Origin of the sequence: Clostridium sp. YIM B02500 (assembly GCF_022324665.1) — a bacterium.
Classification (GTDB): domain Bacteria; phylum Bacillota; class Clostridia; order Clostridiales; family Clostridiaceae; genus Clostridium; species Clostridium beijerinckii.
In genome coordinates this window covers 13,444-35,422 of the sequence record NZ_JAKGTE010000002.1, presented here as the reverse complement: position 1 = coordinate 35,422, position 21,979 = coordinate 13,444, and the positions used below count along the sequence as shown (strand labels likewise).

The following is a 21,979-nucleotide window of genomic DNA, read 5'->3' as shown; positions in this document are numbered from 1 at the left end:
TAAGAAAAAAAGCTGGAATAAACTATTATTTTTTAGATTATTCCAACCATAAATGAGTAATATACTTTTGTGGAATGTTTCATTGGTAATTTTGATGGATGTGATTCTTTGGCTATAAGTTGTTCCAAATGTGCTAGTTCATAGCTTGTTCTTTGAGGCTAGCACTTTGGGTGCAACTTTATAGCCTTAGAATCACCCATCAGAATTACCTAGAAACTGGAACAAAAGTATGTTATTCATTTCGGTGAGTATACGCATAAGTATAGATTGTAGTTGGGTTATTTATAATTCAAAGTACCGCTACTACTATTAGTTACTGCTAAGTACCCAAGGTTTTTCAATACTATTTTTCAATATATTGTAAGTATTGATAAGATTCATTAGTGAATTATCTAAATCCTTACTCTTTAAAAGTTCAGCTTTAAAGTCATTTTCAGTTATTATTCCTAAATCTACTTTTGCTTTTAGAGACCTAAGCTTTGTATTATTAGATATAATCTGTTCATTTAATCTCTTTATTTGATTTTCCAAGTCACACAATGTTGAATAATTCTCTTTTAAGACATTTTTAAGACTTTTCTTTGAATCATCTAATTTAACCTTAGCTTCCGCTAAACTGTATCTACCTTCTAAATAGGACTGATAATTATTAAATGCATTTAAGTATTGCTGCACATAGCTAACAATGGCTAAACAATATTCCTGAGTATTAAAAGTTTTGTTGCCATCGCCATCAATCTCGTAATAATCATTTTTATTAATCTTCACTACTTTATTTTCATAGTAACTAAGTTTATTCATATCCTCTTCTCGTAGCTCATGCATATAATCATCAGTAAGTTTAATAATTTCATCATTATACTTTAAATAACTATCTATTTTATCATCTAAATATTCATCTAGCGAGACATCTATTTTTAATGTTTTATAACTAATACTTGAGTCCAATGTATAATCTGATAAATTTAGATTTGTTAATACTCCTAAATAATCTAAATTATTTTTTAATGAGTTTTCTTTAGCCTTTATCTCATCTTGTGCCTTATTCAATTCAATCTGCTTGTCCTCTAACTGATTAGGAATCGCAAGCCCTACTGAAACTTTCATTTTTAAAGCATCTAAATCATTATTTTTGATTTCTAAACCTGTTTTCAATTTGTCTATATCAATCTTTTTTAAGATGATTGCATTATACCTCTTTGTAACATCATTTGTTATTTGATCATGCAAAAAAGCTTCAGACTGAGCCGTTTGTTTCTTTTGAAGTTTAAGCTTATCAGATGGAAAGTCATCTACTGTATCATTGCCGGTCTTTAAATTGTTATCATCCGAGAAATCATCTTTTTCATCCTGAAGGTCCAACTTATCATCATACAGTTTCAATTCTTTTTCTTTCAAAGCTAACTTATCACTATTATCAACAGCACATTTTATAAGCTCATCTAAAGTGATTACTTTCTTTGTTTTAGTAGTTTGTTCATCTAAAGTATTTGTATTTTCACCTGATGTACTTGAATTTAATACAATAGAATTACTTTTATCTGTCACCGCTTTCGTATTTTCAGCTGCAAAAGTAGGAATAATCGCTCCATTAATCATGCTAACTGTAATCCCAGCCGCAATTACTTTATTTATCTTCTTATTCATTATTATTCACCCACTTAATTAATAATTTGATTTGTTACTCTTTCATATTTCTTGTACTCAATTTTTTCATGTCTATAGCTTGCCCAGAAGCACTCATTAATGAGTTAAATATTTAGAATTAGAAATATCCCAAACAATGAAATTTGATACACATAAGTTTACTTCTCATTGAATAAAACTATAGGGTTCCATATTCATAACAATACATATCCACTGGTTCAATTTCCTGAATAACAACGATATTACAATTTCATAAGTTTGAATATCATTGACGAACTCCATATATAGATACACTATTTAAGAATTTGATTTATTAGATGAACATATTTACAAAGTTGCTAAAACTTTAAGTTTATATCTTCACTAGAAATCATAAATATATTTGTGAAGAAAACATTTGAAAATGAGCTGTTAAGGGATCTTAGCTGTAGGTTGTTCCATTTTAGCTTGTCACACTGAAAGTTGGAGCATGCTAAAGTGGATACAACCTGCTGCTTAGAACCTTCAGCGATATTTTCATAGCTTTTTGTCTACTTTGTACCAAGAAGCATAAATAACTGGAAGTACAAACAAGGTTAAGATAGTTGCAACAAATAGTCCTCCACTCATTGCCACTGCCATAGGACCCCAAAAAGTATTTTTAATTAATGGTAACATCCCTAAAATTGCAGCTACAGCAGTTAAGATAATTGGCCTAAATCTTAAGATAGTTGAATCTATAATGGCTTCACGGATAGATTCTCCAGTCTTAATATGATTTGCAATTTGATCAACCAAGATGACAGAATTTCTTATGATTATACCCATTAGTGCTAAAATACCTAACACTACGACAAACCCCATTGGACTGTTAAGCATAAGTAAAGCTAATGTTACCCCAATTATTCCAAGTGGTGCTGTAAGTAAGGTCATTATCATCTTTGGTACGTTTTGGAGTTGAAGCATCAAAAGAATTACCATTAAAACTATCATAATAGGAACAACATCTCTAACCTGAGCTAATCCTTTATTACTTCTTTCAAGAGCTCCACCCATATCTATGCTGTATCCTGAAGGGAGGGTCTTTCGTAAATCTTCAAGCTGATTGTATATATTTGTTTCTGCATCATTTCCTGTTATGCCTGGTAATACTTCTGCTTGAACTGTTATAGTGGGTTTCAAATCTCTTCTTACTATATAGCCATCTTCAGCATCATAATTTATTTTAGCAATTTGATCCATTGGTATAAAACCGCCGCTTGGTATTGGAATATTTATATTCTTTATATAACCAAGATCATTAATATTAACTGAATCCATTTTAACTACTATATCTACGGTCTTATCATCTTGTCTAAATTGAGATACTGTAGTGCCGGATAATTGTCCTTGCAAGAATAGTGAAATTTGTTGACTGTCTAAACCAAGTGCCCTAGCTTTATCCTGGTCCACTTCAATATTAATTTCTTTTGTTTTTTCAAACCAGTCGAAATTAATATTGTATAATTTCTGATTAGATGCCATGGCATCTCGTACTTTTCCTGCAATTTCACGTACTTTGTCGTTATCATAACCTGTAACACGAAACATGACAGGATAATTACTAGGAGGACCATTTTGGATAACCTTTATATGACTTTGAATATTTTCAAACCCGCTATCAAGCAATTGCTGAACATTCTTATTTACCCTTTCTCTTGATGCAATATCTTTCGTCAATATAACAAACTGTGCGAAATTGCTATTCTGCGATGCAGGCTCTAAAGATAAAACAAATCGTGGAGCACCTCTTCCAACATAATAAGAATAATTAACGATGTCTTTATTTCCTTTTAAAGCTTCTGATAGACGATCTGCAGCTTCTTGAGTTGCACTAATTGATGAACCTTGTGGTAAAGTCATATCTACTAAAAGTTCAGGCCTTGTTGCCGCTGGGAAGAACTCTTTTTGAACATAATGTGAAAGTGCATAACCAGAAGTACAAAACAATATTACTGTTGTTGTTATTACTAATCTTCTATGATTTAAGCACCAATTTAAAACGCCACGAAATTTATTATAAAACTTGCTGTCATATACATCAGATTTTTTATTTTCATTATTTTTAATCTTTATTAAGTCAAAACCTAATACTGGAACAAAGCAAACTGAAACAACCCATGAGAAAAGTAATGATATAGTAACTACAGTAACCACGCTTCCAGTGTATTCAGATGCACTTCCCTTGGAAAAGCCTATTGGTGTAAATGCAGAACAAGTGATCAATGTACCTGTAAGCATAGGAAAAGCTGTTGATGTAAATGCGAAACAACCTGCTCTAAACCTATCCCATCCTTCCTCAAGTTTAACTGACATCATTTCAATTGCTATAATTGCATCATCAACCAATAGTCCCAGTGCAATTATTAAAGCTCCAAGTGATACTTTGTGAAGCGGGATCCCTAAAAAGTACATTCCAACAAACACTCCTGCAATAACCAGTGGAATCGATATTGCAACTACTAATCCTGTCCTGAAACCTAAGCTTACAAAACTTACTACCATTACAATAACAAGCGCTAAAACAAAAGTTTCTAAGAAATCATTAATAGAATCTGTAACAGCCTCAGGCTGATTAGCTACCTGATCTATATTTAAGCCAAGAGGTAAATCGTTTTTAATCTCATCTAGTGTTTTATCTAAATTTTTACCTAAGTTTAAAACATTTCCTCCCTTTTCCATGGAAACTGCAATTCCTATTGATTCCTTTCCATTAAAAAACATTTTAGGATCTGGCGGATCAGAATAACCTCGTGTAATACTTGCTATATCTCCTAAACGAAATGTTTGATTACCTGCTTTAATTGGTAGGTTTGAGATATTGTCAACATTATCAAACATTCCACTTACTCTAAGATAAACATTATCTGTTGATGTCTGAATCATTCCAGATGGTATAACAGAATTCTGTGTCTGTAGAGCACTGCTGATTGTATTCGGACTAATACCAAGCTGCGCCATTTTAGTATTTTCTATCTGAATAGATATTTTTTCTGTTTGAACACCTATTAAGTCAACTTTTTTAACATCTTTTACATTTAATAAAGTCCTACGAATATTTTCAGCTTTTTCTCTCATTTCTTCATAAGTATAGCCATCAGATGTTAATGCATAAACACAACCATACACATCATCATATCTATCATTGAAATTAGGGCCAACTATATTAGATGGCAAACTACCTTTCATATCATTAATATCATTACGAACTTCAACCCAAGTGTCTCTAATTTTATCTGAAACCACGTCATCTTTTAAATCAATGAAAATAGCTGATCTTCCAGGAAAAGAATAACTTTTTATATAGTCCTTATTAGGTATATCTTGAAGTCTTCTCTCTATTTTATCTGTAACCTGCTCCTCAACCTGACTTGCAGTTGAACCTGGCCAAACGACAGTTATGTACATCTCACGAATAGTAAATTCAGGATCTTCATTTCTTCCAAGTTTAGGATAAACAAAAATCCCAGACACAATTATTGTAATAGCTAAAAAATAAACCAGTTGTTTTCTATTAAGACACCACTCTGTCAGATTGAAACCCTTCATTAATTATCACTCCCTACTCTTACGTCCTGACCTTCGCGTAGTTTGGTAATGCCAGCTGTCACCACTACATCTCCTTCGCTTAAGCCATCACTTACTGTAACCTGATCACTACCAAAATCCTTTACTGTAATATTTTTCAGGGTGACTGCATTATCTTTAACAACCCAAACAGCTGGAGATGAATCTGGCTGATATACTGCTCCAAGCGGTATCCATATTTGACTTGATGAGTTATTTTCATTAATAGACACACTAGAAGACATTCCTATTTTTATGCTAGGAGGTGGATCTATAAGATTTATTCTAACTCTGTAAGTACGTGATGCATCATTAGCTACTGGAGAAATTTCTCCTAAAGAGCCTTTCAATTTAACATCTGATAAAGCCGAAAAGCTCATATTGATTTCTTTAGCACTTTTTAATTGATCAATTCTATTTTCAGGAACATTAATTTCTACTTCTAATTGATTATTCTGAACTAGTGTTATAATCTTCTGCCCAGGTGTGACAACTTGTCCTTCTTCAGCGTCAACACTGCTAATTACTCCAGATTTATCAGCACATAATTTACAATAATCCAGTTGATTCAAACTTTGAGTATGCAATGCATTGGCCTGTTCTAATGCATCCTTTGCTGTTTCATCAGCATTTACATAATTATCATATTCTGCCTGAGATATAAATTTAGATTGATAAAGTGGCTCATATCGTTTCAAATTATCTTCAGCCAGTTTATATTTGGCTTCTGCTAGTGAAACTGCCGCTTCAGAATTTTTTACTGCTTGTTCAATATCTCTAGAATCAAGTTCCATTAGAACTGCTCCTTGTTCTACATTATCTCCAACTGACACATTTTTTTTAATAATCTTTCCTCCTACTTGGAATGCCAGTTGACTTTTATAATGAGGTTGGACTACTCCTGAATAAACATATTCTGAATCCTTATTGGATGTTGAGATCGTTAGAGTTTTTACCATAGGAGGTGGCAAAACTGTTTCCTCTTTCTTTGAATTTGTTTTCACTACCTTAAAAACAAAAAAACAAATAGCCACTATTCCAATAACCAGTAAAAACTTTTTTATCATCTTAATTTTCATTGTAAAGCACCCCTTTTAAATTTTCTTGATTGCATCTTCAATCTTTCAATCAAATTACATCTTTAATCACACAACATGGTGTTGTATAATTAAATTATAACTGATATGAAACTTTCATCAATCAACAAAATATACCCAAGTGTTGGAAAAAAGGAGATAATATGAATAAACAACCTGAAATTACCGAACAAACAAAAAGAAATATTATAGAGGCGTTTTGGAAGATTTTAAAAAAGAAAAGATTAGATAAGATAACAGTAAAAGAAATAGCCGATGTAGCCGGCTATAATCGAAGTACATTCTATGCTTATTTCACAAGTGTAAGTGATATACTTGAACAAGAAGAAAATATTTTACTTCATTATATACATGATAATGCAAGCAAAATATTGTTTCCTCACTTAATTAAAGGTTTAAGACCTAAAGCTTCTGATCTATATTTCTTTGCTAAAAGTGAACATTTGAAAATTTTGCTCAGTGAAAATGGCGATCCTAAGTTTAAAGGAAAACTAAAAAAGACAATTATTCCAATTGCCTTTAATGCATTTAACTTACCTAAGGATAATATTTACGCTGAATATCTTTGTGAATTTTGTTTTTCTGCAGTAATATCAACCATAATCCATTGGTATGACAATCAAGAAATAAGAATAGATGAATTATTCGATATACTTTGGACAATGGTTACAAAGGGCGTACTATTTGAATATAAAAAATTAATATAACGCAGACATACTTAGCTAAAACATTATACTTAATAAACTATGCATAATTTCTTCTACTTCTAAAGAAACTATGCACAGTTTTCACTTTACATTGATCATTCCTATTCTTAAACATAGAGTGTTAAAATTGTAGCCAAAATTAAAACTCTTCAATAATATTAAAGCATTTTTTTATATCACGCTCTCCTTTTGCTATCACATCACTTAGCAGCCAGGTATTTTCCTCTGCTTTTTGAAACTTCCAATATTGTTCAAACTCCTTAACTTTATTGTTTCCAAAGAGAATCTCTCCATCTGTTTCATCTACAACATAATCCTTTGCATTATATTTAATGACGAACCAGACTATATCTTTATAGCTATCATGATGATGAATAATTCCAACTGGCTCTGCTTCTATAAATTCACGTTCTTCAATTATCCTTCCAATATTCTCAAAAGAGTATCTTTTACATTGTGATTGCAGCCCATCATAAAACTCGGTACTCATATATTTTTGGCACATTTCAAAATTCATGCGTTCCAATGACTCAATTACCTTAGAAAATGCTTCTTTTACAGTGCTTCTAAGAAAAGCATAAGAAATATTTTTAGGATCTTTCTTTATTGTATTTATAAATTCATTTGTTTTCTTCTTTTTCTTATTCATCTCGTTATTGTATATAAGATTATTAATGCAATAATCATCCAGCTTTAAAATATGAATAATAATTATTACAAAACTTAAACCAACTAAAAAAGCAGATTTTATTGGAAATTCTCCCCCATTATGATACCACTTAATAATATCAGGCAATCCTAACTTATTTAAAAGTGCTATTAACGTAATCATCACAATAAGAATTTTAGTCTTAAAAAAGAATAGATCCGTCATAGCTTCTCTATCATATCTATTACGCTTATCAGTAGCCATATTTAAATAATACAAAGTCTCAGAGTCATTTAACATCTGAACTATCTTCTTAACATATTTACTGCGCTTATTTGGCTCTTTAAATATTTCCCACATATTATTCCCCCTGAATATATATAAGTTTATAAATTCCAAAATACTATCTTCATTAAGGAACTTCTTATTAAAATAAAATTCATTTTTTATTAGCTTCTAAAAATGCTGCTTCAGCTGTTTTTTATCCTCAAAATATAATAAATTCATATAGTTTTGTTATTGGGGACAACCCAATATAAATACTAGACAAAGCTCATCCATTTTTTCTTCCAAATTCACATTTGTGTAAGCACATTATCGTATTCTCAATTACACTATTTTCATATAATAATTATAATATTAATTCCAATATTATGTATATAGCTAAACAAATATAGGGTATATTCATTTAAAATCTATTATTTCTTATAGCCTCAATATACTACATTCCATAAAGTAATGTGGTTCTTGTTTAATATAAATTATTATATTGTTAAATTTCTTTATTTGTAACTTTTTAATTTTTTTCATTGTTAAAAAGTTTTATTGGAAAAAGAAAATATCCTACATTATCAAGTTACATATAAAGATACTTGTAACTCGTAAACTTAAATGTTATAATTCATATATAAGTTACACATTTTATATTTTGTAACTCACAACTTTTAACTATGATAACATATTCAACTTGAAAGGTGGAATTTAACATGCGTATTTTTGTTACAGGTGCTACAGGATTTATAGGGTCTAAAATCGTTAAAGAGTTACTTGATGCAGGACATAATGTAATAGGACTTGCTAGGTCAGATGCATCAGCTACATCACTTACTGCTATTGGAGCTACAGCTCATCGTGGCTCTTTGGAGGATCTTGACAGCCTTCGCAGTGGGGCTTCTTCAGCAGACGGAGTAATTCATGCAGCCTTTGATCATGATAATTTTATTACTAATTTTGCAGCTTGCTGCGAGACTGATCGTAATGCTATTGAAGCACTAGGCTCTGCACTTGCAGGAACTAATAAGCCATTAGTAATTACATTTGGAACTGCAGGCATCAAGATTGGTGATGTCGTAACTGAAAATGATAAAGCTAGCAATAGTTTAACTGCAGGAACTAGAGCGGCTTCAGAAGCACTGGCACTTTCGCTAGCATCTAAAGGCGTGCGTGTGTCAGTAGTTCGTCCTGCACCAATAGTATATGGTGATGGTGAAAAATATGGCTTGGTTACTATACTTATTGAAATAGCTCGCAGTAAAGGCTTCTCTGCTTATGTAGGCGATGGCTTTAACCGCTGGCCAGCTGTTAACAGACTTGATGCTGCAAAACTTTATAGACTAGCACTAGAAAAAGCATTAACCGGATCAATATTTCATGCAGTAGCTAACGAAGGTGTACCTATGCGCGAAATTGCAGAAGCTATCGGCCGTCGTCTTAGTGTACCAACCAAATCAATATCTCTAGAAGAGGCAACTAACCATTTTGGAGCTCTAGGACAGCTTATTGCTGCAGATATTCCAGCATCCAATGCTTTAACTCAAGAAAGACTTGGATGGAAGCCAGAACATTTAGGACTAATTAAGGACATTGATAGAGCTTAGTTCTTTATATATTTTTTAAATATCCTCTCAATTAGAGATAAAATAAAGAGCCAAGTAAAAACAATAGTTAAAATTGTTTTTTGCTTGGCTCTTAAATAATTTATTCCATTTTAATCCAATTCTTATTCAAATACAGCCGCTACATCATTTAAGCATTTTGTAATTTCTATATGTTGTGGACAATGTCCTTCACATTGCTTACATCCTATGCAATCAGAAGCCTTTCCATGCTCTTGAGTTAAATTATTATAGTAGACCTGTGAAATCCCAGGGCCAAATTGTTTATAGTTATTATATAGAGAGAAATATTTTGGTATTTGAATATTCTTTGGACATCCATCTACACAATACTGACATGCAGTACATGGAACTGCAATGCTACTATTAATAATATCTGTAGCTTTTTTAATAATTTCTTTTTCTTCATCATTTAAAGGCACAAAATCCTGCATATAACTTGTATTATCAAGAAGTTGTTCCATATTTGACATTCCACTTAATACCATCATTATTCCTTCATGACTTGCTACAAATCTTATTGCCCATGATGGCACAGACATATCTTTATGGTATTCTTTAAACAATTTTTCTGCTTCTTCTGGTACATTTGCAAGAGTCCCGCCTTTAATTGGTTCCATAACAACAACTTGCTTATTATGTTTTCTTGCAACTTCATAGCATTTTCTAGATTGAATACTTTCATTGTCCCAATCAATATAATTAATTTGTAATTGAACAAAATCTACTTCTGGATGAGCAGTTAAGATTTCATCTAATAAATCTGCATTATCATGAAAAGAAAATCCCATATTTTTTACTCTTCCTTCTTCTTTCTTTTTTTGAACAAATGCAAAGCTATCGAACTTTTGAGCATTTTTATAATTTGATACACCTAAGTTGTGAAGGAGATAATAATCAAAATAATCCACACCGCATTTTTCTAATTGCTCGTCAAAAATTCTTTCTTGATCTCCCTCTTTTTTCAAAAACATAGTTGGTAGTTTTGATGCTACTGTAAAACTATCTCTCTTATGACGTTTTACTAAAGATTCTCTCAAAGCGATTTCACTCTTAAATGCATGATACATATACGCTGTATCAAAATAAGTAAAGCCCCTTTCCAAAAAAGTATCTACCATTTTATTTAACATTTCAAAATCGATACTTTCTTGATTTTCTTGATCTTTTAGCGGAAGACGCATAAATCCAAATCCTAATTTTTTCTTTTCCATCTCTTCGTTTCTCCTTAACTCTTTTAAAATAGTAAATTAAATTGTAATTTTCATGCCCTCATTCATAAATTGAATTAAATATTTAAGTAATTCTTATTACAAACTAAATTCTACTACTTTGAGTGGACTCTAAGTCAAGTATTTTTTCACTCTCCCCCTAAAATGAAAAAGTAACTTCTTGATTGCAATACTAAGTTCATTTTACGCGAAGTTGGCGTTGAATTTTACGGACTTTCAAGAATCAAAGCCTACTTATTTACTTAACGTTTTATTTAGAATTATATTCCTTCACGCTTATTAAGTATTATTCACCCCAACTATTTTTGCATATCTTATATATTTCATATATTTCTTCATCAGTATACTTTTCAAAAACATGTTGATTCCAATCCCATCTACTATTTTGCACTCTATAATTTCCACAACAACTTATTTTAGGATGCTCCATTACATTTAAATTTGGGTCCGTTCCTTTAACTAAAGAAATTAAATCTTTTTTATCTAAATCAAGCTTCAAATCCATATCTCCTTTGATTTCATTACTTAATTATATTCCTAATAAATTATTATATTCACTTATCTTTTAGTATCATTTTTTATACTATGTTACAGAAAAGTGCGCTCTTATATAAACTGGTTGATTATGTTATAAATATATTATAGAAATATCAATTTAACTTTCTCCGCAAGGAATAAAATAAAATATATGAATTAAGGGGGACCTTTAAAATGACAAGACAATCTTTATTAATAAAACGTTATGATAAGTTAAGCACAAAGGTAATTGAGGCTTTGAAAAAGCGTCATTTTGATGCTTTTTATTGCAAGACTAAGGACGAAGCAGTTCAGCAAATTTTGGATTTGATTCCAGAAAACCATGTTGTGTCTTGGGGTGGCTCTGAAACCTTAACTGAAATTGGCATAAAAGAACTTGTAAAAGAAAAATGCTATCAAGTTATAGATAGAGATACTGGAAAGAGTCCTGAAGAACGAACAGAACTTATGAGAAAAGCACTTTTATGTGATACATTTTTAATGAGCAGCAATGCTATAAGCGAAGACGGTCAGCTATTTAATATCGATGGAAATGGGAATCGTGTAGCAGCCATGATTTTTGGACCTAAAAGCGTCATAGTTGTAGCTGGAATGAATAAAGTTGTGAAAACTCTTGATGATGCAATTCAAAGAGCTAGAACAATTGCTGCACCATCAAATATGCAGCATTTTCAAGATATGAAGACTCCATGCTATATAAATGGCAGCTGTGGAGACTGTCTAAGCCCAGATTGTATTTGTTCGCAAATGGTAACAACAAGAACTAGCAGGCCCGCAAAAAAGATAAAGGTTATACTAATTGGAGAAGACCTTGGCTTTTAAGCGAACGTATGTAAGTCGAGTTTCCTTTTAAAATTTCTCTAGAGATCAATAAATATGTTTGCTTGGAATGGCTATAAAAATATCGCTGAAGATAGTGAACTCACGGTTGTGGTCACTTAAACATGCTCCCGCCTTGGGTGTGACAAGTCAAAGTGTAACAACCATAAGCTAAATATCTTTAGCAGCTCATTTTTAAATTCCATTCTCCATATTATGACCCTTGTGGCTACAAAAATATTTATTCGTTACGATATAGATAATTGTTTTGTTAAAGAAATTATTAACTATGTTACAATTTTTTATGCATACGGAAATCGATAATGTTTTCCAATTATTCTGTGGTCGTACTTCGAACTATATGTATATTTTAGTCTGTATTTTAAATTAGTGTTGAAAGTTTACAGTTAGCTTATCTATATAAAGGCATAAAAAATAACAAGTTCCCTACAATTGTAGAAAACTTGTTATCTTTATATAGTTTATTTAAATAGGTTTAATTCACAATCTGAAAATAGTAAATCAGTATGCAGGTGATTTATTATTTTCTCATGTGCCTAATGTGAGGGCATTTTAATTAGTCTTTTTCATATAGTTTATTTAAATAGGTTTAATTCACAATCTGAAAATAATAAATCAGTATGCAGGTTGATTTATTATTTTCTCATGTGCCTAATGTGAGGGCATTTTAACTAGTTTTTTATGATATTATCTAAGCATCCATCCTGAAAGCACCATCATTTGAACTTCTGATGTTCCTTCATAGATTTCTGTTATCTTAGCATCACGCATCATTCTTTCAATTGGATAATCACTTGTGTATCCATAACCACCAAATAATTGTAAACAACGATTTGTTACATCTGTAGCATTTCTAGCAGCAAATAATTTTGCCATAGCAGCTAAATGTGTGAATTTTTGATGATCATCTTTTGCACATGCAGCTTGATATACTAAAAGTTTTGCAGCTTCTGTATTTGCACGCATTTGAGCAAGTTCAAATTGTGTATTTTGGAATTGAGCAATAGATTTTCCAAATTGAACACGTTCTTTAACATATTTTACAGTTTCTTCTATTGCACCTTCTGCAATACCAAGAGCTTGTGCAGCGATACCAATACGGCCTCCATCAAGAGTTGCCATTGCAATACCAAATCCTTTTCCTTCTTCTCCTAAAAGATTTTCCTTTGGAACTATACAGTTATCAAAGAATAATTCACATGTAGAAGATGCACGAATTCCCATCTTTAATTCATGGCTTCCAACTGAAAATCCTGGGAAGTCTTTTTCAACGATAAATGCTGAAATACCTTTTGTTCCTTTACTCTTATCTGTCATAGCAAATACAATATATGTGTCTGCATATCCTGCATTAGTAATGAAGATTTTGCTTCCATTTAATATATAATTGTCTCCATCTAATACTGCTGTTGTCTTTTGCATTGAAGCATCAGTTCCAGCTACTGGTTCAGTTAATCCAAAGGCACCTAATTTTTCACCTGAAGCAAGTGGTTTTAAATATTTTTCTTTTTGAGCATCTGTACCAAATGTGTAAATTGGTGTTGCACAAAGGCTTGTATGTGCTGAAACTATAACACCTGTTGTTCCACAACATTTAGATAATTCTTCTACACATTGTATATAACTTAATGTGTCCATTCCAGCTCCGCCGTATTCTTCAGGAAATGGAATTCCAAGCAAGCCCATTTCAGCCATTTTTGCTACATTTTCTTCTGGAAATCGCATACTTTCATCGATTTCTTTTGCAATTGGTTTTACCTCATTTTCTGCAAATTCACGATACATTTCTAGTAATTGTTGGTGATTTTCATCTTGTTTAAAATCCATTTTAATTTCCTACCTTTCTTTTTTTCATCTTTTCCTTTTTTATTTCATGGGATGTTAATATATATATAAATTTTTTAATTATGAGCTTAATTTTCTATCGGACAACATACCTTACCTGGATTCATAATAGAATTTGGATCGAATACTTCCTTAATACCTTTCATTAATTCCATATTTATTTCTCCAACGCTATCAGCTAAATAAGCCATCTTTCCACTACCAATTCCATGTTCGCCTGAAACAAGTCCACCGCATTTGATTGCTTCTTCGTAAATAATCTTAAAGAATTTGTCAACTCTTGTCTTGAATTCTTCTTCTTCTAAATCGTTACTACATTGGTATATGTGAAGATTTCCATCTCCTGCATGTCCAAAACTCTTAATAGTTAATCCACACTCTTCACCAGTTTTATTTACAAAAGCAAGATAAGGAGCGATTTTATTTACTGGAACTACAACATCACATTCATCTAATAATTTTGTTTCTGCCATAATAGCTTCTAAGAAACTTGAACGCGCTGCCCATGCATCCTTTATTTTTGCAGGTGTATCAGCTACAAGAACATCAATTGCTCCTGCTTCTAATACTATTTCACTTGCTTGCTCAATAAGATTATTTAATTCATCTTCATTACCTGCATCTATAGTAACGAGTAAATAAGCATTTGCAGTAACTCCATCAATTACTTGTGGGAATACACTCTTTCCAATATATCTTTCACTAGATAAAACAATTTCTCTTTCCATGAATTCTATCGCTTGTGGATTCATGTGTTCCATTCTAAATTTTGGAACAGTAGAAATACAATCATCTAAATTTTCAAAAGGAATAATTAAACTTGCTACTACCTTTGGCGCTGGCATTACTTTCAATGTTAGTTCTGTAATAATTCCAAGTGTACCTTCTGAACCAATCATTAGATTTAAAAGGCTATAACCTGAGCTTGTTTTTGATACTGTAGCACCAAATTTAGTAATTTCTCCTGTTGGAAGAACAACTGTCATTGCACGTACATAATCACGTGTCGCACCGTATTTAACGGCTCTCATTCCACCAGCATTTGTTGCAACATTTCCACCGAGGCATGCAAATTTTTCACCTGGATCTGGAGCATATAATAATCCTTGTTTTAAACAATCCTCTGCAAGGTCATTTAATAGAACTCCAGCTTCTACATTAACAACAAAGTTTTCTAAATCATAAGAAATTATTTTGTTCATTTTTGTAATATCGATTAAAACTCCTCCAAGTAGTGGAACTGCTCCACCTGTAAGTCCTGTTCCTGCTCCTCTTGGAGTTACTGGTATTTTATTTTCATTACATATTTTTACCACTGCAGCAACTTCTTCTGTAGAATGTGCCATAAACACAACTTGTGGAGCTACTTTTCCGTAGATAGGCATTTCATCGTGACTATAGTCATCGTTTATATCAGCTCCTGTTAAAATATGCCCTGGTGCTGCCTCCTGTAATTTTGAGATTATCTCCTCTGTCAATTGATTATACTCAGCCATAATATTCATTCCTTTCTAAGATATTAGATGTAAAATTCACTTTATCTTTCTTTAGCAAATTACTACGCCGAACTAATTCAGTTTACATTTTATACCCTAAGGGTATAAAATGTAGGCTTTTGAATAAAGTTCCTTAATTTTCTAAAAACTACTGAATTTTCCTGGTAAACTTTAAACGGTCACCTGTAATATATATCAACTGCCTTAAAGTGTTCCAACAAAACATACTATTCCAGCTATAACTACATAACACACAAAGTATTTAAATACGCTTTTTAAAATTTTACTTTCCGAACCTGATTGATTAATTGCACTTGCACCAATTGCAATACTTTGAGGGCAAATCATCTTTCCTATACCTGCTCCAAGAGTATTTGCTGCTGCCATCCATGCACCAGAAAGTCCAAGATTTTGTGCGGTTTGTACTTGTAATCCTCCAAATAAAACACTGGTTGATGTACCTGATCCAGTTACAAATCCTCCAATTGCTCCAATTAATGGAGAAATTAATGGGTATGCTCCTCCAGTTACTACAACTAAAAGACTTGCAATATCTGAAATCATTCCACTATACCCCATTACCTTTGCTGTTGACATAACTGCACAAATTGTAACGATTGTTTTCCAGTTTGCTTTTAATGTGCTACGCAGTACATCAAGTATTGTTGATATTTTTGCGCCTTGAACGAGACCGCCAATGACTGCTGCAACAAGAATGATAACACCTGGTGTATTAATCCAGCTGAAAGTTAGAGTATTTCCACCTTTACCAGCATATACGCTTGTACTAGTTTTAAATACTGCAATTGCATCATGAACTGGTGCACATAATGTTGATGTAGCCATTAACATTACGAATATTAAGATAAATGGACACCATGCTTGTACTGCTTTACCAAATGATAAAGCTGTTTCTTCTTTTTTCTTGTTAATTTGAATGCAATACTCGTCTTGAGGCTTTTTATTAAAGATTTTTGCTGCTACAACCGTACATACCATACAACAGATAGATCCTACTATATCTGGAAGTTCTGCTCCAACTGCTGTTGCTGTAATATAAGCAGGTACTGTAAATGATAATGCAGCGACTAATGTAACAAGAAATGCCCCCTTCAATGCCTTTATCCCTCCACCTACGATGCATACCATAATAAATGGACTTATAAAACAAAGAATTCCTTCAATTATTACTGTATTTACTGCCAATGTGTTTGATCCAACTCCGGTTACTGCTGAAAGTGTCACGAGTGGTATTCCTACTGAACCAAATGCTGTTGGTGTACTGTTAGCAACCAAACATGCTAGAACTGCTGAAAATGGATTTAATCCAACACCAGCAAGCATAGATGCTGGAATAGCAACTGCTGTTCCAAACCCAGCCATTCCTTCCATGAAATTACCGAATCCCCATCCAATAATTAATGTTAAAACCCTTTTATCCATAGAAACTCCGGCCAACATTTCCTTTATGAAATCCATTGCACCTGTACGTAAAATTAAATTATACGTAAACAAAGCTGCAACGATAACTAAACAGATTGGCCACAATGCGTTGAGTACTCCTTCAAATACTCCTGTCACAGTATAAACCACATTTAATTTCCAGAAAAAAATAGCTAAAAACATTGTAAGAACAAGTGCAATAGAGCAAGCTTTATAACCTGGCATTTTTAATCCACTGAGTGCAACTATAAGCCAAATGATAGGTAATATCGCCATTAAGAATTTAAAAAACAACATTCTTTTATCCTCCTCATACAATTTTTAAATGGTATAACCTTTTAAAAATTGTTATTACTATTTTGGTCTTAATTACATAGCTTCCCACTTGTTGATTCAATACTATTTTTACATATATTCGGATTTAGTTGTTTTTTATATGCTGCGTCTCTTATTCAATTATGTTTTTTAATAATTCTCCAAGTATACAAGTGTGAAATTTATACATAATTTCATTTTCTTGTGAATTGAGATTTATTTTTTTGGTTATCCCACCAACTTTTTGGTGGGATAACCATTTATCTTATCTGGAAAAAGTATTTATTCTGCTTTTGCTTTTTTCATTTCTTCAATCATAATTGGAAGGATTTCATTTACATTTCCAACAATTGCTACGTTAGCAACTTCAAAGATTGGAGCTTCTTCATCTTTATTAATTGCCACAATATAATTGGAACCTGTCATTCCTGATGTATGCTGTGTTGCTCCAGAAATACCGCATGCAATATAAAGTTTTGGTGCTACGATTTTTCCTGATTGTCCAACTTGGTGTGCACGAGAAATCCAACCGTCTTCAATTGCTGGTCTTGTTGCGCCTACTACGCCTCCAAGTACACGTGCTAATTCTTCAACTAGTTTGAAGTTTTCTGCACTTCCCATTCCACGTCCACCAGAAACAATAACTTCAGCTTCTTCCAAATTAACAGATTCAGAAATTTCTTTTACTGTATTAATAATTTTTGCCTTAATAGCATCAGCTGGAATTTCTATTTTCTTTCCTGTAACGTCTGCATTTGAAGTGGCTTCTGGCTTAGGGAAACTTCCATTTCTAACTGTTACTACAGCTGTTCCCTCTACTTCAATATGTTCTAAGATTGTACCGCCATAAGCTGGTCTAGTATATATAACTTTATCATCAGCTTTACTCATTCCTATTACGTCACTTACGCATCCCAAATTCATACGACCTGCAATACGTGGTGCAACATCTTTAGCAAGTGTTGTATTAGCTAATAAAACAATATCTGGATTTTCTTCCTTAACAGTTTCTGATAATAATTCTGTCAAAGTATCACAATCTGTAGCTGTATCAGTAAAAATAACTGGAATTCCAAATGCTGCTATTGTATCTGCAATAGCTTTATTTCCCACTACAAGAGCTGTTCCTTCTGCATCTAATGCTTTTGCTGCGTTAATAAGTTCAATACTTCCACCTAATGCCTTTTCTCCATCTGTTTCAATGAATAATAATGCTTTCATACTTTCGTTTCCTCCTTAATTAGATTGCCTTATCTTTTTTCATTTGCTCCATAACAGCACTTACTGCTAAAGTAGCATCCTTCTCTTGAATCTTGATACCAGCCTCTTTCTTAGGAGGTGCAACATATTCTATGCAACGTACTTTTGCTTGTTTTGCCTCTCCAATTTCTGCTGCTGAATAAGTTGGGATTACTGCCTTACGGCTTGCCATCTTACTTTTTATAGTAGGATAACGTGGATCATAATCTGGCTTGCTTACTGTTACTACAGCTGGACATTCTAGTGAAACTAAATTATATCCTTCTTCAGTTTCTTGATGAATTTCCATAGAATTATCTTTTAAATCGATTTCAATAGCGCTGCTGACATAGCCTGTCTTTAATTTTTCTGCGAGCATAGCTCCAACTTGACCAGTAATTTCATCTGTAGATTCTTTTCCACAAAGAATCAAATCAAATTTTTCACCTTTATCTGCTTCAATCTTATGAATAGCATCTGCCAAAACATCAGCTGTCCCCATAGCATCTAAATCTGCATATAAGTCATCTTTTACAAAAAATGCTTCTTTAGCTCCTACAGCAAGGCAATTTTTTAATGTGTTTAAAGAATCATCTGCTCCAACTGTTAATACACTAACTTTTCCTCCATGAGCCTCAGTAAAACGAACCGCTAGCTCTAATGCATATGTATCAAATGCATTTGCAACCAAACTGACTCCATTTAATTTAGGTTTTTTCTTTTCATTATCCAAATGGATTTCAATTGAATCATCTGGAACCTGCTTTACACATAACAGAATCTGCATACTTTCCCTCTCCTTTATCCTTTTAAATTGCTAAATTGTTTTTTGATAAAACCATTCTGTATCTTGGTGGTAAAAATCACCATCAAATAAATACTATCGCTAATTTATTTTCTGTATACGATATCGTAAATTGGTCTTACCAATTCACAAGTAAATTCTAACACACAGTGCCATATATTTCAATCCCTAATATAAAAATTTTTTTAAGAATATATTTTAGGTTATATTGACTTAGGCTGATGATAAATTTACTATTATTGATTAGCTATATTTATTGCTAAAACTAAGATTGCTGCGCATTCATCTCATTACTAAATGATAATTTGCATAAATAAATTTTAGAAGATCAAATTGATTTAAAAGATTTTACTAAACGAAAAGCAGGCAGAATATTTCTTAAGATCTCGCCGTTCCATAAGAAATTACAAAACTGAACCTGTATCAAAGGAAAAATTAGCAAAATTAATTGATATTGCAAGATTAGCTCCTACTGCAAGTAATAGTCAAGGCATATCCTTTATTGTAGTTCAAAATAAGCAATTACTTGAACAAGCTTTAGAAATAACTGTCCAAATTATAGAAAATTCACCTTTAAGATATTTAGTAGAAGAAGCTATAAAAAGTTATAGAGAAGATGGCTATGATTCAGTCTTCCGTGGTGCTCCAAATTTAATAATTGCAACATCAGATAAGAATTTTTCAAACGGTCGTAATAATGCTATTTCCTGTTTAACTTATCTTGAATTATTCGCCCCTTCCCTAGGACTTGGATCATGCTGGGCTGGAATTTTTGAGCATTGCATAGCCATTGAAGACTCACCACTGCTTAAATTATTCAATATTCCTAAAGATAAAAAAGTCGTAGGTGCCGTTATGGTTGGATATCCAAAGTATAGTTATAATAGATTAGTTGATAGAAACCCATTAGATGCTACTTTTATAGAATAATTAATAATTACACTGAAAAAAGCTATCCTGTAAAAGATAGCTTTTTTCTTTCTATTAAAATTTCAGAACTATATATAAATGCGTACTAAACATTTTCTCCATTTTTCTTTTTTGCTTTAAGTATGTTGTAAATAATACCAAGGACTATAAACCATACAGGTGTTACAAATAAAGCAACACGAGTTTCATTATTAAGTGCCAATACAACTAAAATAAAAGCAAAAAATGCTAGAATTATATAGTTTATTATTGGATAAAGTGGCATTTTGAATTTGCTCTTTGCAGCAAGTTCAGGATTAGTTTTGCGATACCTCATGTGGCAAATAACTATGACTGCCCAAATATAGATAAAACAAAATGTTGATATACTTGTTATAAGCACAAATACTCCTTCAGGCATAACAAAATTTAGAATAACTGAAATCAAAATAACAATTGCTGAAAACATTGTAGCATTTGAAGGTACTTGACTAGAAGTCAGCTTTTTCATTGATTCAGGTGCATTTTCTTCTTTAGCAAGTGAATAAACCATACGGCTTGTACTGAAGATAGCACTATTACAAGCAGATGCTGCTGATGTTAATACAACAAAGTTTACAATACTTGCTGCTGCTGCAATTCCTACTGCTGCAAACACCTGAACAAATGGACTTTTATCCGGATTAATTGAATTCCAAGGATATATGCTCATGATAACAATAAGTGCCCCTATGTAGAATATAATGATTCTAATTGGAATATTGTTAATAGCTTTTGGAATAACATGCTCTGGTCTTTCAGTTTCTCCAGCTGTAAGGCCAACTAATTCAATTCCAGCAAAAGCAAACACTACCATTTGGAATGAAAGAATAAAACCATTTATTCCATTTGGAAATAACCCGCCGTGGCTCCAAAGATTTGCAAAGCTAGATGCACCAGCATCTGTTGAAAATCCTGTAATAATCATAAATATACCAATTACAATTAGTGCTAAGATTGCAACAACTTTAATTAAAGCAAACCAAAATTCCATTTCACCAAATAATTTTACTGCTGTAAGATTCATAATTAGTAAAATTACAAGAACAATAAGACTTGGAAGCCATTGAGGTATATTAGGAAGCCAGTATTGTATGTATAACCCGGCAGCAGTCAAATCAGCCATTCCAACTGAAATCCAACAAAACCAATATGTCCATCCAGTAATAAATGCCGCTCCGTTCCCTAAATAATCATATACAAAGTCTACAAATGAATGGTAATTTAAATTAGATAGTAATAATTCCCCGAGAGCACGCATAACAAAGAAGCATATTATTCCTGTTATTATGTAAGCAAATAAGATAGATGGACCAGCTAAGTGAATTGATCTTCCTGAACCAAGGAATAGTCCTGTTCCAATTGCACCCCCTATAGCAAGTAACTGAACATGCCGATTTTTTAGCCCTCTCGATAAATTCTGATTTTCTGATGTTGACTTATCCATTTTTTTCCTCCATATTCACTAAAGCATCTATATAAATGCTTTTTTATAAGTATTTTATAATCATGCGAATTTTTGTAGCTATTATTTCCCCAATATATTCCTCTAAAAATTTAATTTTCACTGTTAAATACTAATACATTTTTGACAAAGTTGCAATGATTTCTTGCTTTTTATAGCAAATTTATATAAATATAAATATTATTTTGTCATAATACTTTCATTATAGCCTTTATCACAGAAAAAAACACATAT

Annotated in this window: 16 protein-coding genes; 4 read left to right on the top strand and 12 right to left on the bottom strand. The window is 32.2% G+C overall.

Going from position 1 to position 21,979, the window contains the following annotated elements; genetic code table 11:
• Positions 1–309: 309 nt before the first annotated feature.
• From L1S46_RS01405 to L1S46_RS01395, 3 genes are all read right to left on the bottom strand, one after another.
• Positions 310–1,647, bottom strand: a complete 1,338-nt coding sequence (locus L1S46_RS01405; RefSeq protein WP_238898949.1) for a hypothetical protein — start codon at positions 1,645–1,647, stop codon at positions 310–312.
• A 516-nt stretch (positions 1,648–2,163) separates the two neighbouring features.
• On the bottom strand, positions 2,164–5,214 hold the full coding sequence (locus tag L1S46_RS01400; RefSeq protein WP_238898947.1) for an efflux RND transporter permease subunit: 3,051 nt from the start codon (positions 5,212–5,214) through the stop codon (positions 2,164–2,166).
• A complete protein-coding gene (locus tag L1S46_RS01395; protein ID WP_238898945.1) occupies positions 5,214–6,311 on the bottom strand; it encodes an efflux RND transporter periplasmic adaptor subunit in 1,098 nt (365 codons plus the stop codon). The genes L1S46_RS01400 and L1S46_RS01395 overlap by 1 nt, the downstream gene beginning before the upstream one ends.
• A gap of 161 nt (positions 6,312–6,472) precedes the next feature.
• On the opposite strand from L1S46_RS01395, the gene L1S46_RS01390 reads away from it, so the two are divergent.
• Positions 6,473–7,036, top strand: a complete 564-nt coding sequence (locus L1S46_RS01390) for a TetR/AcrR family transcriptional regulator (RefSeq protein ID WP_077831022.1) — start codon at positions 6,473–6,475, stop codon at positions 7,034–7,036.
• Between the two features lie 139 nt (positions 7,037–7,175).
• Here the strand turns inward: L1S46_RS01390 and L1S46_RS01385 are convergent, their stop codons facing one another.
• Positions 7,176–8,045 carry a Tim44-like domain-containing protein gene (locus tag L1S46_RS01385; RefSeq protein WP_077831021.1) on the bottom strand — a complete coding sequence of 290 codons (870 nt, stop codon included), beginning with the start codon at positions 8,043–8,045 and terminating at the stop codon, positions 7,176–7,178.
• Between the two features lie 626 nt (positions 8,046–8,671).
• Between L1S46_RS01385 and L1S46_RS01380 the strand changes: the two genes are divergently transcribed.
• Positions 8,672–9,562 carry an SDR family oxidoreductase gene (locus L1S46_RS01380; protein ID WP_236897640.1) on the top strand — a complete coding sequence of 297 codons (891 nt, stop codon included), beginning with the start codon at positions 8,672–8,674 and terminating at the stop codon, positions 9,560–9,562.
• A gap of 122 nt (positions 9,563–9,684) precedes the next feature.
• On the opposite strand, the gene L1S46_RS01375 is transcribed toward L1S46_RS01380, so the two are convergent.
• Together L1S46_RS01375 and L1S46_RS01370 are read right to left on the bottom strand one after the other, a co-directional pair.
• Complete coding sequence (locus tag L1S46_RS01375) at positions 9,685–10,794, bottom strand: aldo/keto reductase (protein WP_039768772.1); 1,110 nt, start codon at positions 10,792–10,794, stop codon at positions 9,685–9,687.
• A 304-nt stretch (positions 10,795–11,098) separates the two neighbouring features.
• A complete protein-coding gene (locus L1S46_RS01370; RefSeq protein WP_017212936.1) occupies positions 11,099–11,311 on the bottom strand; it encodes a hypothetical protein in 213 nt (70 codons plus the stop codon).
• Between the two features lie 212 nt (positions 11,312–11,523).
• On the opposite strand from L1S46_RS01370, the gene L1S46_RS01365 reads away from it, so the two are divergent.
• Entirely contained in the window at positions 11,524–12,171 is a 648-nt protein-coding gene (locus tag L1S46_RS01365; RefSeq protein WP_023975401.1) for a lactate utilization protein, read from the top strand.
• 705 nt (positions 12,172–12,876) lie between these two features.
• Here L1S46_RS01365 and L1S46_RS01360 read toward each other — a convergent pair.
• The 5 genes from L1S46_RS01360 to L1S46_RS01340 all read right to left on the bottom strand — a co-directional run bounded on the left by L1S46_RS01360 (position 12,877) and on the right by L1S46_RS01340 (position 19,314).
• A complete protein-coding gene (locus L1S46_RS01360; protein WP_012059083.1) occupies positions 12,877–14,016 on the bottom strand; it encodes an acyl-CoA dehydrogenase in 1,140 nt (379 codons plus the stop codon).
• An 86-nt stretch (positions 14,017–14,102) separates the two neighbouring features.
• Complete coding sequence (locus tag L1S46_RS01355) at positions 14,103–15,530, bottom strand: FAD-binding oxidoreductase (protein ID WP_012059084.1); 1,428 nt, start codon at positions 15,528–15,530, stop codon at positions 14,103–14,105.
• A gap of 204 nt (positions 15,531–15,734) precedes the next feature.
• Positions 15,735–17,270 carry an L-lactate permease gene (locus L1S46_RS01350; RefSeq protein WP_038457654.1) on the bottom strand — a complete coding sequence of 512 codons (1,536 nt, stop codon included), beginning with the start codon at positions 17,268–17,270 and terminating at the stop codon, positions 15,735–15,737.
• A 300-nt stretch (positions 17,271–17,570) separates the two neighbouring features.
• Positions 17,571–18,509, bottom strand: a complete 939-nt coding sequence (locus L1S46_RS01345) for an electron transfer flavoprotein subunit alpha/FixB family protein (protein WP_236897638.1) — start codon at positions 18,507–18,509, stop codon at positions 17,571–17,573.
• 19 nt (positions 18,510–18,528) lie between these two features.
• Positions 18,529–19,314 (bottom strand): electron transfer flavoprotein subunit beta/FixA family protein, encoded by a 786-nt coding sequence (locus tag L1S46_RS01340; RefSeq protein WP_077831019.1) that lies wholly within the window; start codon positions 19,312–19,314, stop codon positions 18,529–18,531.
• Positions 19,315–19,677: 363 nt separating this feature from the next.
• Here L1S46_RS01340 and L1S46_RS01335 point away from each other — a divergent pair, with 363 nt between their 5' ends.
• Positions 19,678–20,262, top strand: a complete 585-nt coding sequence (locus tag L1S46_RS01335) for a nitroreductase family protein (protein WP_207652453.1) — start codon at positions 19,678–19,680, stop codon at positions 20,260–20,262.
• 85 nt (positions 20,263–20,347) lie between these two features.
• Here the strand turns inward: L1S46_RS01335 and L1S46_RS01330 are convergent, their stop codons facing one another.
• Positions 20,348–21,727: an amino acid permease gene (locus tag L1S46_RS01330; RefSeq protein ID WP_077831018.1), complete on the bottom strand. Its 1,380-nt coding sequence runs from the start codon at positions 21,725–21,727 to the stop codon at positions 20,348–20,350.
• Positions 21,728–21,979: the final 252 nt, after the last annotated feature.